Genomic DNA, 18124 nt, shown 5'->3' with positions numbered 1-18124 from the left:
TCTATGTTTACAAAAGTATTAATTGCGAACCGAGGAGCAATTGCCGTTAGAATTGAGCGAACATTACGACATTTAGGAGTGAAATCTGTAGCTGTTTATACAGAAGCTGATCAAGACAGCCTGCACGTTGATGAAACAGATGAAGCCATTTTAATTGGCAGCGGCCCGGTCAAAGAAAGTTATTTGAACGAAGACCTTATTCTAGATATTGCAAAGAAAACAGGCGCGGAAGCTATTCATCCAGGCTACGGTTTTTTAAGCGAAAACGCGGAATTTGCTCGTCGCTGTCAGGCTGAAGGAATTGTATTTATTGGTCCTACACCTCAGCAAATGGAAATATTCGGATTAAAACATTCAGCTCGGGAAATTGCGCAAAAAGCCGATGTGCCTTTGCTGCCCGGTACACCTCTTATTACAGATGTATCAGAAGCTATATGTGCTGCTGAAGAGATTGGCTATCCCGTTATGTTAAAAAGTACGGCTGGCGGCGGCGGAATTGGAATGCGTGTTTGCCAAGATGAAAAAGCGCTTCAAGCAGCTTTTGACTCAGTTTGCCATTTAGCACAAACAAACTTTAAAAACAGCGGTGTTTTTTTAGAGAAATACATTCAAAAAGCTCGCCATGTAGAAGTTCAAATCTTCGGGAATTCTTTTGGAGAAGTAGTGGCTTTAGGAGAACGCGACTGCTCTATTCAGCGAAGAAATCAAAAAGTAATTGAAGAAAGCCCAGCTCCAAACTTCCCTTCATATATACGGGAAAATATGCTGCAAGCAGCTACGCGACTAGCTAAAGAAGTCGGATATCGAAGCGCAGGAACGGTAGAGTTTCTTTATGACGCCGAAGCGGAGAAATTTTATTTTTTAGAAGTAAATACTCGCCTTCAAGTAGAGCACGGCGTTACAGAAGAAGTGTTAAACGTTGATTTAGTAGAATGGATGCTTAAAGAAGCATGCGATGAGCTAGTAAACCTTCCTTCTTTGCTTCCTGTGCCTTCAGGTCACAGTATCCAAGCTCGTATTTATGCAGAAGATTGCTTAAATGATTTTCGTCCCAGCGGCGGGCAAATCGACCAAGCAATGTTCTCTAAAAGTGCTCGAGTTGAAACGTGGATACGAGACGGGATTACTGTAACATCACTTTATGATCCTATGCTGGCTAAAATTATCGTTCATGGAAAAACACGAGAAGAAGCCCTTCTAAAATTGAGCGCTGCTTTAAAAGAAACAAGATTATACGGCGTTACTACTAATCTTCAATACTTGCAGGGACTGCTAGAAGAAAAAGCGTGCAAAACAGGCGACGTGTATACTCAAATGCTTAACTCATATAATCCGAGCGAACAAGCACTCGAAGTCTTAGACGGAGGCGTTCAGTCCACTGTTCAAGATTATCCGGGACGCACCGGGCACTGGAACGTAGGGGTTCCTCCGTGCGGTCCAATGGATCCTTTTGCTTTTCGCATAGGAAATAAACTTCTCGGAAACTCCCCGGATGCACCAGGGATTGAAATGACTCTCCGAGGCGGCTCTTATAAATTTAGAGACAATCTATCTTTTTGCATTACGGGTGCTAATATGCATGCTACATTAGACGAAGCTGAAATCCCTATGTATAAGACCATTAGAGCAAAGCCGGGACAAATTCTTTCATTTAGTGAAGCAACCGAAGGAATGCGTACGTATTTACTGATTGGCGGCGGACTTGATATGCCTAAAATATTAGGCAGCTCTTCTACTTTTACACTAGGAAGCTTCGGAGGGCACGGCGGTAGAGCACTTCGTACGGGAGATGTACTGCGTGTCTCTGACTACTCACACGTTGAAAATGAACTTGCCCTTCCCTATCAGCCAGCCATGTCTAAAGAATGGTCAATCGGAGTAATTCCCGGCCCTCATTGTACAGAAGAGTTTTTACAGCCAGAATATTTACAGCAGCTAACAGATACAAAGTGGGAAGTTCATTTTAACAGTTCTAGAACAGGCGTGAGGTTAATAGGCCCCTCTCCTTTTTGGACCCGTGAAGATGGAGGAGAAGCCGGTTTGCATCCATCAAATATTCATGATAACGCATATGCCATCGGCACCTTAGACTTAACGGGAGATATGCCTATTTTACTTGGCCCAGACGGTCCGAGTCTTGGCGGCTTTGTTTGCCCTGTTACCACCGCTTCAGCAGAGTTTTGGAAAATAGGACAACTTCATCCCGGAGATAAAATTTCGTTTAAATTAATTGACCTTGAACAAGCTGAAAAACTCAAATGTACTCAGGAAGACTTTTTGCAGCATATCGGAACATCTGCATCACTTCCTGTACTTACAAATCCAGTAGCACAGCCGCTCAAAAGCGATTATCCGTTGCTGATTAACGAAACGGAAAATAGACGCTTTCCATTTTCCGTCCGCTGCTCAGGCGATGCGAATATACTTGTGGAATACGGAGAAATGGAGCTTGATCTGCTGCTTCGCTTCCAAGTACATGCTTTAATGGAAGCTATCCAAAAGCGTGAGGATTTACCGGTTCTAGATTTAACGCCTGGTATCCGTTCTCTTCAAATTCATATTGATGCAACAAAGATATCTATTCTTGAACTTTGTCAGCACATTTCAGCTATTGATCGTGCGCTTCCTCCTCTTGAAGAAATGGAAGTTCCGTCTCGTATTGTAAAACTTCCACTTTCATGGGATGATCCTGCAACTCAATTAGCTATTGAACGCTATCAGCAAAACGTTCGTCCAGATGCACCATGGTGTCCAAGCAACCTAGAGTTTATTCGCCGAGTAAACGGGCTGGACCACCTTGGAGATGTTAAACGAATTGTATTTGACGCTAATTATCTTGTAATGGGGCTTGGAGATGTATATTTAGGCGCACCTGTTGCTACACCTCTAGACCCTCGTCACCGTTTAGTTACAACGAAATATAATCCTGCCCGTACATGGACGCCTGAAAATGCAGTTGGTATTGGCGGTGCGTATATGTGCGTATACGGAATGGAAGGTCCTGGCGGCTATCAATTTGTGGGACGCACGATTCAAATGTGGAACCGACTTCGTCAAACGGAAAGTTTTGAAACAGGAAAACCGTGGCTTCTTCGTTTCTTTGATCAAATTCAATTTTACCCAGTAGAAGCAGACGAGCTTTTAAAACTGCGCGAAGATTTCCTTCGTGGGAGATTTGAAGCAGATATTACGGAGACAACGTTTAAACTTGGAGAATATTTAGATTTTCTTTCATCCATTGAAGAAAGCACAGCTGCTTTTCGTCATACCCAGCAGGGTGCTTTTCAAACAGAACGAGAAAATTGGAAAGCACTTGGTTTAGCTGAGTACGTCTCTGAACATGAAACAGCTGAAATTACGGAACAAGAACTGCCCGAAGGTACGGAAGCCGCGCGCTGTACAATGCCGGGAAGCGTATGGAAAGTTCTTGTAGAAGAAGGACAAAAAGTTGAAAAAGGCGATACGTTAATTATCGAAGAAAGCATGAAAATGGAGTTTCCGCAGCTAGCACCTATGGATGGATATATCAGTTCTATTCATGTAAAACCCGGCGATGAAGTACAAGCTGGACAGCTGATTGCCGGTATAAAAGCCTTTGCTCCAATTACTCATTAAGGACGGTGGATACAATGAAAACAGTGAGCTTGCCTAAAACATTTTCGGTTCAATGGTTACGTAATATGTATATCAAAAAAGAATTAACTCCGGAAGATGTAGTACATCAAATTTTCACGCGTGTAGAAGCTGACAAAGACATGAATATTTGGATTACCCCTCCTACACTCGATGAGTTAAAACCTTATCTGGATCGCTTAGCTACGCTAAGCCCTGAAGCGTTGCCTTTGTGGGGAATTCCATTCGCCATTAAAGATAATATCGATGTAGCACATGTACCGACGACAGCCGGATGTAAAGAATATACGTATATCCCTTCTGAACATGCTACGGTTGTTCAACACCTTATCGATGCAGGTGCTATTCCTCTTGGAAAGACCAACTTGGACCAATTTGCTACAGGACTGGTCGGTACACGGAGCCCATATGGCGAAACGCACAATGCGTTAAAGCCAGAGCTCATTAGCGGCGGATCGAGCTCAGGATCAGCTGTATCCGTAGCTCGGGGGCATGCTGCTTTTTCTTTAGGCACCGATACAGCAGGTTCAGGGCGGGTTCCAGCTGGTTTAAACCGTCTAATCGGCTATAAACCTTCCCTCGGAGCTTGGTCATCTGCAGGTGTAGTTCCGGCATGTAAAAGCTTAGACTGCGTCACTGCTTTTGCTCATGAATGGAGTGACGTACTGCTTGTAGATTCCATTATTAGAGGAGTAGACGATCGAGACCCATGGTCACGCTCTGTTGTTCGGGCTTCTTCGGCGCTTCCTGAAAAAATTTATATGGTAAAAGAACCGCTTTCGTTTTACGGGCCGTTTGCTGAGCAGTACGAAAAAGCGTGGAAACAAGCTGTGAAAAAGATTGAAGATTTATCTATTCCCATCGAATACATTGACGGCTCGTATTTAAGTAAAGCAGCTGCTTTATTATATGACGGCCCTTACGTAGCAGAGCGCTGGGCTGACTTAGGAGAATTTATCACTTCTCATGAAGAAACAGTCTTTCCTGTAACCGAGCAAGTGCTTCGTTCAGGAGCTAAATCAGAATATGATGCTGCTGCTTTATTTCAAGCTTCACATAAGCTTCAATCCTTTAAACATAAAGCATATCATCAACTTAAAAATGCTGTTCTTGTTATGCCGACAGCAGGCGGAACGTGGACGCGGGAACAAGTAAGAGAAAATCCAATTGAAACAAACAGTGACATGGGGCGTTTTACAAATCATTGTAACTTACTCGACTTGTGTGCTGTCTCTCTTCCATCTCAAGATGCGGATCTTGATTTACCGTTTGGCATTTCATTTTTCTCTACATTTGACGGCGAACAATTCATTTGCGGACTCAGCGAATTGTTTTTAAATGGGGAACGAACGGCTGATTCAAAAAAAGATACAACATTAGTAGCTGTTTGCGGTTTGCATATGCGCGGGTTTCCACTTGAATCTCAAATGCGTGAACACGGAGCTTCGTTCGTACGAAAAGACCAAACCGCTCCTTATTACCAGCTTTTTAAACTGCCTACTTCTCCAGCAAAACCGGGGCTGTTGCGAACACAGCAACAAGGAGAAAAAATTGAGGTTGAACTTTGGGAAATGCCTTTATCACTACTCGGCTCTTTTGCCGATTCTATCCCTTCTCCTCTCGGACTAGGCAAAATCACTCTTGAAGACGGCAGTGAAGTAGCGGGTTTTCTTTGTGAAGCTCATGCGACAGAAGATGCGGAGGATATTACGTCTTATAGAAGCTGGCGGGCTCTCTCAACTTCCTAATAAATCGATTATTTACTAAGCTGTTGAGTACATTCTCAGCAGCTCTTTTTCATCAAACCTTCACTGTATATAAAAATAAGAACTTAGCATTAATTATGACAAAGTGAATGTATGATGTCACACTTTTATATTTATTCTTGATTCTTACGTTTACCGTTTTAACAGAGAATACCCCCACTTTAAGCTTGCTAAGTAGGGGTACTTCAATTAAATAAACCTAAAAGGTAAGCTGCACAATGCTCTCCAGAATACCTATCGTGTAGAATGGAAACGCAGCTGATCTTGATGAGAAACATACTTCTTGCGCGGATGCTTATCTAAGTATTGTTTAGCAGTTTGTAAACATTGGCGCGCAAACTCTTCATATCCTAGTTCGTTGGCACGTTTTACATTTGGCAACTCTATGGAATAAGGAACCTGCGGGATACGATTAATAATACTTGCAACATCAATACCTTCTTCATTTAAATACAATCGTTCTTCTCTAAGAACTCGAGTCATTTCCTCCTTTGAACTCGGAATTTCCGCAGAAGCATTGCAAAGATGAAGATAGCGAAACCACTCACGAGGCACGTCGTCCAAATCTTCCACCTTATCTCCTGATCGATGAAAATGGTGGATATCAATCATAAGACCTGCATTTTCACGATTAGCCGTATGAAGAACATCCATTGCGCCTTTAAGGTTATATACGCTCCCAATAGGAACAAATTCTAATTCAATGGTTAACCCAAAAGGCTTAGCTAGATCACAGAGTTCAGCAAAGCATTCGATACCAAAATTGCGGTCGTCCGTCCAAATGCTGCTAAGAACGTGACGTCCTCCAAGTTCAGCAGCTGCTTCCATTGCAGGTAAGTAACGTTTTGGATCAACTCCCTCATAGATACGTGCTAACTCTATATCAAGAAGCTTCACTCCTGTTTCTGACATAGCAGATTTTGTTTCTCGCATCAGCTGCTTATTTTCAGCTAACGCATAGTTAGGCTCTCCAGGCAACCCCATGTAAATAGGCCTTAAACTAACAAAATCATATCCTGCCTTCGCAGCCATATACGTCATTTCAGGCGGGGAACATCCAAGAACAGTAAGATACGCAAGGGAAAATTGATTAGGCATTTTATAACTTCCTCCTTTATTCAAACGAATTAGATCGATCTAATTAAAATGACGATATATGCTTATAAACGTCCTACATATTGATTTGATTTTAATTCTCTGTAGGCAGTCTTAATACAATCATCTTCGTTTCAGTCATTTCTTCAATGGCGTAACGTGGACCTTCTCTGCCAATACCGCTGTTTTTCACTCCGCCATATGGCCAATGATCTAATCTAAAGTTAGATGTTCCATTAATAACTACACCGCCCATTTCAAGAGAATGAGCTACTTTATAAGCCAAATCCATTTTGTTCGTAAAAATCCCTGCTTGAAGACCAAAAGCAGAATCATTTGTCTCTTCAATAGCTTCTTCAATCGTATCGTACGGCACAATACTAATAATAGGGCCAAATACTTCTTCACAAATAACTTTACTTTCTTTAGAAGGGTTTAGTAGAACGGTAGGTTCCACCGTAGCTCCGCGGCGCTTTCCTCCGCATATCACTTGTGCCCCCGACTGTACGGCCTCGCCAATCCAGCTCGTCACTCGCTCAGCTGCATGGACATCTACTACACACCCTACATCCGTATCAGGCAATAAGGGATCTCCGATTTTAAGTTTCAGCACCTCTTCTTTTAAAAGATTGGTAAACTCAGAGACCACAGATTGATGTACATAAATTCTCTGAACAGAGATACAGCTCTGACCGGAATTGCTAAATCCGGTTTTAGCACACATAGCCGCAGCACGGTTTAAATCTGCGTCGTTATGGACGATCGTTGCAGCATTTCCTCCTAGCTCTAGCAATACTTTTTTCATTCCAGCTAGCTCACAAATATTTTTACTAGCTACCGTTCCACCTGTAAATGAAATAATGTTCACGCGATCATCTTTTACAATTTGCTGTGCAACCTGTCTTCGACCAAGCACCATATTTACAGCATCCTTAGGAAATCCTGCCCGCAGCAGCAGCTTTAAGAGCTCTGTTGCAATTAAAGTTGTTTGCGAAGAAGGCTTTAAAATCACGCTATTCCCAGCAGCAAAAGCCGGCCCAATTTTATGGCATACAAGATTTAAAGGAGCGTTAAACGGTGTGATAGCCGCTACAACACCAACGGGCACTCGAAAAGTAGATGCAATAGCTTGTGCACCACGTTCTGAAACATCGCCAGGCAATGTTTCACCAATCAATCTTTTTGCTTCTTCCCCTGACAGTTCCAATGTTTCGATTGAACGGGCCACTTCGTCCAGCGTATTTTTCAAAGGCTTTCCTAGTTCTAAAGAAATAAGTCGAGCAAATTTTTCTTTCTCTTGTTCTAGTAATAGAGCCGCTTTCTTTAAAATTTTAGAACGCTGGTAAGAAGAAAGGGCGGCGACATGTTTTTTTGCTTCATAGGCTGATGCTAATGCTTTTTCAACATCTTCTTCATTCGCTAATAGCTGCTCACCTATGACTTCTCCAGAATAGGGGTTTTTTATTAAAGCAACTTCTCGATCTTCAATAATCCATCCACCGTTAATATAAGGCTGTGATTTCTTTTGAATAGTTTCTATCATGTTTAGCACCAACTTTTCATTTTTATTAAACAAACTTTTATATAAAACAAGGCCTGAACGTTTTTACATGAGAGGAAAATAGATCGATCTAATTTATTTTAATTTAAACGCTCCCATCACCTCCTAAAAGGTTATCATGTTCACGGCTTAGTTATACTAATTTCTCTTGAACCTTTGGCTTGGCATGAAGTTCTGAACAAGGACCTGCTTGCAGCATATAGCTTCCACCGTCATGACCAATTACTTGCTTCACCTCTTTTGCTGCTTCAATAAGCTTGTTAAGATCAATGCCCGTATGAATTCCCATTTCACTTAATCCATGAACCAGATCTTCTGTAGCTATATTTCCAGTGGCACCTGGAGCGTAAGGACACCCTCCTAACCCGATAATAGAACTATCAAAATGAATAACACCCTGCTGCAAAGCAGCCACTACATTAGAAAATGCCATTCCTCTCGTATTGTGCAAATGCATGGAGAAAATAATGCCGGGATAATTTTGTTTAAGAAACCCTAGCATACGATACACTTGCTGAGGATTTGCCATCCCTGTTGTATCTGCTAAAGAAATTTCTTCGACACCCATCATTCTGTATCGTTCTACAATAGAAGAAATGCGTTCTATAGCAACTTTTCCTTCATAAGGACATCCAAACGCTACCGAAATTGAACCTCCCACTTTAACGTTATGCTTTTCCGCTAATTCGATAATAGGATAAAAACCTTTTTGGGCTTCTTCTACAGAACAATTTGCGTTAGACAAGCTGTGAGAATCTGTAGCTGAAAGCATAAGCTTTAACTTTTTCACTCCGGCGTCAATGGCTCTCTGTGCACCTTTTACATTCGGCACTAACGCGCGAAATTTGATATTTGTTAAATCTTGAACACTTTCTACGACCTGCTCGGCATCCTTTAACTGAGGAATCGCTCTCGGATGTACAAAAGATGTAATTTCCATTGATTGAATGCCTGTCTTGGCTAGCTGACGGATAATAGATATTTTTTCTTTTGTAGGAATCCACTCATGTTCAGCTTGAAACCCATCCCTTGGGGCTACTTCACAGATTATGACTTTTTCCGGTAATTCTATTTTTTGAATAGTATTCATTAAATAACCCCCTTTTCTTTTAACACTGCTAAGTCTTCACTTGATAACCCCAGTTTTCCACCTAGAATTTCTTCATTATGTTCTCCCAATTCAGGGGCACGATGACGAATTGCTCCCGGTGTATGTGAAAACTTTGGCACTACTCCCGGAACCTTAATTTTCCCTAGGCGGGGGTGCTCTACTTCTACAATGTTTTCTCGTTCTCTATACTGGGGATCATTAAATATATCTTCAATGCTGTAGATAGGGCTAACTGGCACGCCAAATGAATCTAACTTTACCTGCAGCTCGTCTTGAGTGAAGGACTTAATCCAATTTGATACAATTTCCTGAACTTCATGATCATGCTTTAGACGCTCTACGTTTGTATAGTATCGCGGATCCTTTAACATATCTTTTCTTTCCATTGCCTCTGCAAGACGATCAAAGGTAGAGTCTGTACTGCATACTAATACAACAAACTTTCCGTCTTTTGTTTCATATGTGCCTGCTGGGCTTGAGTGACCTGCAAGTCCAGGGCTTCTCTCTCTTACTTTTCCGTTTTGATCATATTCAGCGATTAAAAACTCCATCATTCGAAAAATAGATTCATATAATCCCATTTCTACTACTTGACCTTCCGGCTGTTCGTGCACATCTCTATGATAGATAGCGCTTACACAAGCGAACGCGGTATATATGCCCGTTACATAATCTAGTAAAGAGTAAGAAGGACTGACGGGCGGACGATCTGAATATCCTTGTAAATAGGTATGTCCGCTAAATGCTGTCCCCGGTGTGCCGAATCCAGCTTTCTCTCGATAAGGACCTGTTTGTCCATAACCTGATACGCGCACCATTACTAGCTTAGGGTTAACTTTTTTAAGCTCTTCATATCCTAAGTTCCATTTTTCCAGTGTACCCGGGCGAAAATTTTCAATTAAAATGTCTACGCCACTAATTAGCTTTTTGAAAATTTCTGCTCCTTCTTCTGATCGAATGTCCAGCGTAACAGACTTTTTATTGCGAGCAAGTCCGGGCCACCTTAAAGGTTCAGTCCCTTTCCAAGGCCCTACAGTCCGAAGCGTATCTCCTTTTCCCGGAAGCTCAATTTTGGTTACTTCCGCCCCCAAGTCCGCTAGTAAAGTAGCTCCAAAGGGAGCAGCAATCATAGTAGAAATATCTATTATTTGAACTCCTGTTAAAGGTCCATAATTTTTGGTTAACACGTTGAATCCCCTCCGGTAATAACTGTTTGTATGCTTAATTAAGATAATTAATTAGTAGATTTCCTTTGATATGTTAAAAATGAATATCATTAGTCGAAATATTAAGATGATTTATTTTTCTAAAGTTAACTCTTTTTCTTCTAATAGAATAGACTCTTTGCTTTCAATCGGGTCTAAATCTGTTAATAGGAACGTATAGCTTAAAATTCCAATCACTAAAAAAGCAGCTGCTAAAAGGAAAGCATACATAAATGAACCCGTGGCTTGAACAATAAACCCAGTCGTAATAGGTGCAACAATAGCCATCGAGTTATTCCCAAATGTTAAAAGTCCCGTTAATGTTCCTACCGTTCCTTTTGGTGCAATAAATGTAGGAATGCTGTAGGCAACAGCAGATGTGACAACAAGACCTCCAAGTGCTGTTGAAATCCAAAATACAGCTACGTTCGCACTGTGAGTAAACGCTGCCCCAATAATTGACAAACCAAATACCATACCTATTACTAGAAAAAACTTGCTGACACGCGTCCGGTTATACCCTTTGTTAATAAGACGATCAACAAGCCAACCCCCGATTACTATTTCAGTAATGGTACCTACAATCCACGGTATGGCCGAGTACCAGCCTGATTTTAAAATAGACATGTTCATTTCTGTTGCTAAATATCCAGGAAGCCAAGTCAAGAACAAAAACCATGAATAGCCGTATGCCGCAAATCCAATGAATACTGCCCAGACTTTTCTTTTAGTTAGCAAATATCGAATGTTCTCCATTGCACTGCCTTTAACTTCTTCTGAACTTTGAGAACCGCCTTGAACAATGTAGTCATATTCTTCTTTCGTCAAACGCTCATCTTCATGAGGTTCACGATACCAGATCCAATAAACAATAGCATATATGAAACTAAGAATAGCAGTTGCTAAGAAACCGCCTCGCCAGCCCCACTCTGTTACAATTAGTGCTAATATAGGCGCTCCGATGGCGTTGGAAAGTTTGGATTGAGAATCATAAGCTGCGATAGCTTTTCCGCGTTCCTGACGCGGAACCCAATGGCTAACTGCTTTAGCAGCAGATGGAAAGAACGGTGCTTCTCCAACTCCTAACAGCACTCGAGATAAAATAATTAACCCCCATCCATTTGCTACTGCAGTTAAAAGACAAGCTACTGTCCATATCACGGTCGCTACACGCGTTACCCATTTTACGCCTATTTTATCTAGCAAAGGCCCTATAGGAAGTTGAAGTAAAGCGTAAGACCATGCAAATGCTGATAGGAAAATCCCCATCTGACCTGCTGTCAAGTTAAATTCTTTTTGTAACAATGGCATAGCAATGGACATATTAATTCGATCAAAATAGTTTACAACTACACCAACCGCAATCAAGAATACAATCGACCAACGATGTTTTTTCATTCTTTTCCCTCACTCATAAGATTTTAAGTATGCGCTTTCATTTTTGTAAAATATCTCTTTGCTCAGATCCCATTTATAATTACTTGCTTACATAAAGTCTGTCTGAACTCAATTTGAAAGATGGCAATGCTGAAAACCTAATCCTCTAGCTATTTACTTATTCTTTTATCCTTTCGTAAAAACATTTTATTAGTGAAACTAAAAAGATTAATAGAAAGTTCTAATTAGAACGATCTAATAAATTTTTATTAGAACGATCTAATTCCAGCGGAAATCTCTTCACATATTGCGGAACGGTGCTTATATTTTATGATCTACTCAAATATCCGAACATGATGATCAACGTCTGCTTTTTTAATTTCTCATTGTAACACCTGCCTTTTTTCGCGAAGCGTCGTATTTTGACACAGCCTAATATAAAATCAATTCAAACTTGAGCTTTAGTATACTGAATTACATTTGCCTGCGCAATATATATTTTTAATTTTTAGAAAATTAAAATAAACACTTTTTAATATAATAAATCCAAAAATAACTGTATTAATTTTACAAATATTTCTCTTATCGCGTTAAAAAAACAGAAAATACAGACACTTCATTCGTACAATTCTAGTAAGATTTGAAGATACGCGTTTTTAATACTGTAAGCTTGGTTCAAACATTTGTTCCTTAATATACTCCACAGGCATCTCTTTTCCTGTCCACAATTCAAACGCCATGGCCCCTTGCCAGATCATCATTCCTATTCCATTAATGGTGTGACATCCAATTGATTCAGCTTGTTCTAACAGTTTTGATCTCATAGGCATATACACGACATCGGTTACAATTAAATCCGGACGCAGCATTGATATATCTTCAATAATGCTGAATTCTTCTAACGGTTTCATTCCCACTCCTGTTCCATTTGTCAAAATATCGCTCGTTTTAATTTCTTCTCTTAACCTGTCTGTATCTTCAAGAGAATACAGCTTCGCTTTACATGAAACATGTTTCATCTCTTCATTAATAATTTTTACGTTTTCTACAGCTTTTGAATAAAATTCATCATGACGAGCAAAAATTGTTAATTCTTCAAGCCCTTCTAAAGCTGCTTGAATAGCAATAGGCGTCGCTGCTCCACCCGAACCGATCAACGTCATTTTTTTTCCTGTGATATCCACGCCGTGCTCTTTTAAATTTCGAATGTAACCCATGCCGTCTGTGCTATGCCCAACTAGTACGCCATTATCATTTACGACGGTATTGACAGCTCCTGAAAATTTGGCGCTGTCTGCTAATTCATCAAGAAACGGGAGAATTTTTGTCTTATTGGGCATGGATACATTAAAACCTTTAACATTTAACGCTCTCAGCCCTTTAATTGCATCTTCTAACGAGTCATTTCCTACCTCAAAAGCTAAATAAGCATAATTTAATCCCAGTTTTTTAAAGGCCATATTATGCATAGATGGTGACAATGAATGTCCAATTGGAGTTGCTAAAAGGCCGATGAGCTGAGTTTTACCATTAATACGCCCTACGCTTTTCATGATTTTACCTCCTGTTTTATTAAAATTCAGAAATATTTGTGGTACCTAACCTGTACTTTTTCAGCTTATCTTCATTTACAATCAAACACATTTCGAATTCATATAATACAGGTAATTAGATCGATCTAATTTTAAGATATACTGACTATTCAACAAACCCGTAACAAGCTGCATTCAAAACCAAAGCTGCTCTACTCACATGTAAAAATAAAGAAACCGCTTACAAATTTACGACTTTAATAACATAAGTTTGACACGTACTGTACGTTTTACCTCCCTTCCCAAGGCAGCATTTCTCAACATTACTAGAAACAAAGCTTTCACCTATACCTGGCTTCTTTTATTAAATGAATGCAGTAAACACCCGGTGAACCAAGACAACTCTTAGCGACCTTATGTATCATAGTATCACATTTTTTTAAAAGGAAAAATGTTTTTTTGTTACTTTTCAGAAAAATCTTTTTATTTAAAGAATTTCTTTATATTAAAATAAAGCTATAACCATAATTATAGCTTTATTCTTGAGCGTGGCTTTCTCTTCTCTTTTTCATCCACCAGCCTGCACCAACTATCACTCCGATTATAAGAATAACAAATATTAAACGATCAACATCATGCAAATATTTTTGGATTTTTTCAATATCTCCAAGTCCTCCTACATAGAGCAAAAAAACAAACCACGGAAAAATGCCTAAGGTGCTGTATAAAACAAAGTCCCTAGATTTGATTTTACTAAGACCTGCCAAATAGGTTATATAGTTTGCGATACTGATGGGACGAGAAATCGTAATACTCCATTTTCCATATTTATGAAACCATTTTTGGGCACGCTTTATATTTTTTTCACCAAACCAGCGCTTGGTAATAGATTCAAACCTGTATCCCATAACGAACGGAATATAGTTGAATGCGATATAAATAACGGTATTGACAGCTGAAACAATAAGGATTTTCCATATTGAGAGCTGCAGCACCGAGCCAATAAGCAAAATCGATAACGTACACGGAAAAGGAATTGCCGCAGCTTCGATTGCTGTAGCAATAAAGATGCCCACTATGCCTAAATTTTGTACAAAATCAATAAACCCTTGCACCTTTTTTCTCCTTTCAATCATACAAATTTCACGTTCTTTCATCATAACTCAAACTATTCAAAATTTCACGATTTCAAAGCAATTTTACTAGTAAAAAAAGCTCATACGCACCCGTTTGCTATATTTGATTATCTTCTATCATATGCAGTTTATAAGTGAAGTAACGCAAAAAAAGAAAATAGCAGAAAAAAGACTCTTTTATTAGTTGTAATAAAAGAGTCTTTTCTGTCCTACTATTATTTAACTTTAGCAATAATTTTCCCTTTCACATGGCGGTTTGATAGCTCTTCTAATGCACTTGGCACTTCTTTTAACGAGATGATGCGCTCAATCATCGGAGCTACTTTCTTCTCTGCTACTAATGCTAAAAGCTCATCACCCATTTTTGCTAAATCCGCTTGCGCAATCATGTCATCAATGTGATGTGCAGCATTTAAAGCTACTTCATGATAAGAAATCACCTTTGTAAAAGGCTTTACTTTTGTATAATCAGGTGCACCAGCAATATGTGCTAAATGTCCTCTATAGGCAATCATATCTAAAGAATCCGTTGCGTTCTTTGCGCTCACCGTATCAAGCACAGCATCTAAGCCGCGGCCATTTGTCAGCTCCAATACTTTTTCCACGACGTTTTCCTCGCGATAATCAATTACATAATCAGCTCCTAACGACTTCACATACTCATGATTATGTAATGAAGCTGTTGAGAAAACGGTTTTTCCAGCGTTTTTAGCAAGCTGTACGCCAAAGCCTCCTACGCCTCCAGCTCCTCCATGAATTAAGATGGTTTGAATATGGTTCATTGGAAGTTTACGAAATAGTGCTTCATAAGCTGTGTAACCTGCAGTAGGCAAAGCAGCAGCTTCTTCAAATGTAACAGCATGAGGAATGCGCGAAATTGAATGAGCAGTCGTAACCGCATATTCAGCATATCCGCCTTTTTTCATAAAGTCCCCGTGATAGACAACGTGGTCTCCTTTTTTCCAGTCAACTACTCCTTCTCCAACTTCATCAATTGTCCCAGCTACATCTAAACCTAGAATGTGAGGATATGTCCAATGAGGGTTTCCGTTAGTAGCCGTTTTATAATCTACGGGATTAAGTCCCACTGCGTGAACTTCAACTACTACTTCCCCTTTATTTGGAAGAGGTTTTTCTATTTCTTCTACTTTCATTTCTGTCCATTTATTTTTATCTTGCAATAATAATGCTTTCACAGTCTAACTCTCCTTTTTAAATCATTTGCCTAGCGTTGCTTTAATTATTCTATCTAAAAATGATTTGCTTACTATTTTTATTTTAAAGAGAGCTTGTCTATAATACAAATTAGAAAATAAATAGATATCCATAAATAAATTTATAAGAAAGGATGACATAAATGATTGATTTTGAATGGTATCGCAGCTTTATTAGCATTTACAAATATCGATCTGTTTCTGAAGCAGCCAGAGCGAGGATCTTAACGCAGCCGGCCATGAGTCAGCACTTAGCTGCTTTAGAAGCTGAAATAGGCGAAGGTTTATTTATCCGTGCACCGAGAAAGATGATTCCAACAGAAAAAGGTAAAGAACTGTACACGCGTATTGTCCCGTTAATTGAAAGCCTAGAAGCTGCTTCAATTGAACTAAAAATGACCGCTTCATCTCCCGACGCGCTGCCGGTCGTAAAAATTGGTTCTCCCGTAGAGTATTTTACCGAACAAGCTTTAGAAAGAATAAAAGATGCAGGTATCCGCTGCTACAGCCAGTTTGGTATTGCTTCTGTTTTGCTTGAAAAGATACAAAGCGACGAAATTGATATTGCGATTACAACCCAAAGATTGCAAATACCTGGAATTGAATATACGGTCATTGAAGAAGAAGAGTTTGTCTTAACCGTCCCTCCTTCTTTTGAAATGACAGCTAGTAAAGACGTAGAAGATTTTTTATATAATCAGCGGTGGATTAGCTATGGTCTTGAACTTCCTATTATCAGGAGATTTTGGCGGCAGCATTTTAAAAAACGACCTGAAATTCAGCCTCATCATGTAATTCCAAATCTTCAAACGGTGTTAAAAGCCATTCAGCACCACATGGGAATCAGCCTGCTTCCCCGCTATTTGATTCAAGAAGCGCTCCGAGAAAAAAAGGTGAAAATTGAACTTGAACATTTAGCGGTAAAAAATCAGATCTTTCTTGCTTATAAACTTAAGCATCGAGATCATCCAATCATTCAAAAAACGATACGCTCGTTAAAAAAAGAAGAGGTTGAGAAATAATGACATGAATCCATTCTAAAGACGAACAAACAGGATACATGAGCTGAACCGCTTGTGACACCGCAGTTGATTTCCATGCAAGGCTTCGCTTTCCGCGGGCGGCCGCTGAGCCTCCTCGTCGCTTACGCTCCTGCGGGGTCTCACCTGTTCCGCTTTTCCCGTAGGAGTCTTCACCTTGCCCTCCAATCAACTGCTAGAAGAAACGAAAACAGATGAAACCTACATTCACTATAACAAAAAAAAACGAACCACTAGTCAAACATGTTGATTAATGGCTCGTTTTTCACCTCGTCTAAAATCATTTTGTCCCAGCCTCTTCTTTTTTTGACAGTTGCTGTGCTGAATCTACTCCTACTAAATCTAAAAAGAAAATAAAAATAGGAATACCAAGAATCAGCCCCCATACGCCTAAGAAGTGTTCACCAAACACTAAAATGATAAACGTAATGAACGTTGGCAAGTTTGTTTTAGATGACATGAGCTTTGGATTTAATACATAGCTTTCAAGTGCGTGAAGTACTACCACCATAATTAACACAGATAGTACTTTTACACCGCCTCCTAAACTGTAAGCGATTGTACAAAGTGGAATGAGTGAAACAAATACCCCAAGAACCGGCACTAGCCCTAGTAGAAAGACCATAACGCCAAGTGCAAGCAAATTAGGAAACCCTAACACCCACAGCGCAATAACGGATAAAATGCTGTTCACAAAAGCGATAATAAACTGAACTTCTATTACCTTGCCGAAGGAATTAACAAATTTTCTCCCCAAATAGCCCGCTTCTTTGAAAAACCAGCCCAGCCTAGATTGTTCCAATTGGACAAATAATCGGTGAATCCGCGACTTTTCAAGTAAAAAGAATAGGCTTAACAAGAGTGCTAAGAAAACTTGTGCACTTACTTTTCCAATATTAGATAAATAGCTGTATACTAAATCAATATTCTGCTGAATATTCTCCGGTGATTTGAATCTCTTTAGATTATCGATAATATAGGTGACGAATGTATTATCAGGGGGGTGCTTGTAAAAATACATCAGCTTCTGTACAAGCTCGGTAACTTGCGTCATAATAACCGGGATGTATACATATCCTACAATACCGAGGGCCCCAATCAGTGCGATATAGATGACGATGAGTATAAGCGTTGAATTAAGCGGAAGCTTTCTTCTTAACGTTTGTTGAAAACGACCAATTAAAAAGGTAAAAATAAACGTAAATAACAGCAGCTGAAGCATACTTCTAATGCTGACAAGTAAAACTGTAATGATAATAAGCGTAATGATGCGAATAGTAAGTTTGTTGTGAAGCCAACTTCTTGCAATATTCATGAAACCTTCAATTCTCCTATCTCTCTTTTTCCCAAGTCATTTGTATACATATAAATAAAACGGATACGCTAGACGCTCATATCCGCTTTCGCTATATATAGTGTATCATTTAATATTCAAATTTTACTATATTTCGGCG

12 protein-coding genes are annotated in these 18124 nt (G+C 39.7%); 3 read left to right on the top strand and 9 right to left on the bottom strand.

Annotated elements, in window-relative coordinates; translation table 11 throughout:
• Positions 1-3 precede the first annotated feature (3 nt).
• Positions 4-3615 carry an urea carboxylase gene (uca, locus tag BG04_RS16355; RefSeq protein ID WP_034653990.1) on the top strand — a complete coding sequence of 1204 codons (3612 nt, stop codon included), beginning with the start codon at positions 4-6 and terminating at the stop codon, positions 3613-3615.
• Between the two features lie 14 nt (positions 3616-3629).
• Positions 3630-5381: an allophanate hydrolase gene (gene atzF, locus BG04_RS16350; RefSeq protein WP_034653991.1), complete on the top strand. Its 1752-nt coding sequence runs from the start codon at positions 3630-3632 to the stop codon at positions 5379-5381.
• Between the two features lie 252 nt (positions 5382-5633).
• Here the strand turns inward: atzF and BG04_RS16345 are convergent, their stop codons facing one another.
• From BG04_RS16345 to BG04_RS16310, 8 genes are all read right to left on the bottom strand, one after another.
• The gene (locus BG04_RS16345) at positions 5634-6497 is read right to left on the bottom strand and encodes a sugar phosphate isomerase/epimerase family protein (RefSeq protein WP_016763246.1); all 864 of its coding nucleotides are present in this window, start codon (positions 6495-6497) and stop codon (positions 5634-5636) included.
• 91 nt (positions 6498-6588) lie between these two features.
• Positions 6589-8037: an aldehyde dehydrogenase family protein gene (locus BG04_RS16340; RefSeq protein WP_016763245.1), complete on the bottom strand. Its 1449-nt coding sequence runs from the start codon at positions 8035-8037 to the stop codon at positions 6589-6591.
• 151 nt (positions 8038-8188) lie between these two features.
• Positions 8189-9145, bottom strand: a complete 957-nt coding sequence (locus BG04_RS16335; protein ID WP_034653992.1) for a hydroxymethylglutaryl-CoA lyase — start codon at positions 9143-9145, stop codon at positions 8189-8191.
• Entirely contained in the window at positions 9145-10353 is a 1209-nt protein-coding gene (locus BG04_RS16330) for a CaiB/BaiF CoA transferase family protein (RefSeq protein ID WP_034653994.1), read from the bottom strand. Before BG04_RS16330 ends, BG04_RS16335 begins: the two co-directional genes overlap by 1 nt.
• 111 nt (positions 10354-10464) lie before the next feature.
• Positions 10465-11769 carry an MFS transporter gene (locus BG04_RS16325; RefSeq protein ID WP_013081988.1) on the bottom strand — a complete coding sequence of 435 codons (1305 nt, stop codon included), beginning with the start codon at positions 11767-11769 and terminating at the stop codon, positions 10465-10467.
• A gap of 635 nt (positions 11770-12404) precedes the next feature.
• Complete coding sequence (locus tag BG04_RS16320) at positions 12405-13301, bottom strand: shikimate dehydrogenase (RefSeq protein ID WP_013081987.1); 897 nt, start codon at positions 13299-13301, stop codon at positions 12405-12407.
• 515 nt (positions 13302-13816) lie between these two features.
• Positions 13817-14395 carry a DedA family protein gene (locus BG04_RS16315; RefSeq protein ID WP_016763242.1) on the bottom strand — a complete coding sequence of 193 codons (579 nt, stop codon included), beginning with the start codon at positions 14393-14395 and terminating at the stop codon, positions 13817-13819.
• 236 nt (positions 14396-14631) lie between these two features.
• The gene (locus tag BG04_RS16310) at positions 14632-15612 is read right to left on the bottom strand and encodes a zinc-binding dehydrogenase (RefSeq protein WP_034653995.1); all 981 of its coding nucleotides are present in this window, start codon (positions 15610-15612) and stop codon (positions 14632-14634) included.
• Positions 15613-15773: 161 nt separating this feature from the next.
• Between BG04_RS16310 and BG04_RS16305 the strand changes: the two genes are divergently transcribed.
• Complete coding sequence (locus BG04_RS16305) at positions 15774-16652, top strand: LysR family transcriptional regulator (protein ID WP_034653997.1); 879 nt, start codon at positions 15774-15776, stop codon at positions 16650-16652.
• 298 nt (positions 16653-16950) lie between these two features.
• On the opposite strand, the gene BG04_RS16295 is transcribed toward BG04_RS16305, so the two are convergent.
• A complete protein-coding gene (locus tag BG04_RS16295) occupies positions 16951-17985 on the bottom strand; it encodes an AI-2E family transporter (protein WP_016763239.1) in 1035 nt (344 codons plus the stop codon).
• Positions 17986-18124 lie beyond the last annotated feature (139 nt).

The sequence above is a fragment of the Priestia megaterium NBRC 15308 = ATCC 14581 genome (assembly GCF_000832985.1).
Taxonomy (GTDB): Bacteria; Bacillota; Bacilli; order Bacillales; family Bacillaceae_H; genus Priestia; species Priestia megaterium.
This window is presented reverse-complemented; position numbering and strand designations above follow the sequence as displayed.